Source organism: Aquicoccus porphyridii (assembly GCF_008369105.1).
GTDB lineage: Bacteria > Pseudomonadota > Alphaproteobacteria > Rhodobacterales > Rhodobacteraceae > Aquicoccus > Aquicoccus porphyridii.
Genome location: NZ_VINQ01000117.1, coordinates 1 through 468 on the forward strand (window position 1 = coordinate 1; position 468 = coordinate 468).

At 69.0% G+C, this 468-nt stretch carries 1 protein-coding gene; it reads right to left on the reverse strand.

Features of this window, described 5'->3' with window-relative positions:
- Positions 1–468 (reverse strand): helix-turn-helix transcriptional regulator (locus tag FLO80_RS23825; RefSeq protein WP_149187142.1); only part of this gene is annotated, 468 nt, incomplete at both ends.

Here is a 468-nt window from a genome sequence, read left to right on the forward strand (position 1 = left end):
AACTCCACCGGCGTCTCGCCGACCCAGCGCTTGAACGCGCGATAGAAGGTGCTCGGCTCGGAAAACCCGGTGCGTTCGACGATCACTTCGATGCGCTCGTCGGTCTTCAGCAGCAGTTCCTTGGCCAGTCGGCAGCGGTAGTCGGTGACCAGGTCGTTGAAGCGCACCCCGGCCATCGCCAGGCGTTCGCGCAGACGTCGGGCCGGCATGCCGAGGCGCGCGGCGACCTGCTCCAGGGTGGCGCCTCCGTCCACCAGCAACTCGCCGATCAGTTCGCGGACCTGGCGCACCAGGTCCAGGCGCTCCACCTCGGCCAGTTGCCGGCGCGCCAGCGACTCGTGCATGCGCAGCAGTTCCGGGGCGGCGTGGCGCGAGGGTTTGTCCAGCACCGCGGCATCGAATACCAGCGCGTAGCGCGGCATGCCGAGGATCGTCGGGCAGCCGTAGACCGCACGGTAGCGCTCCATC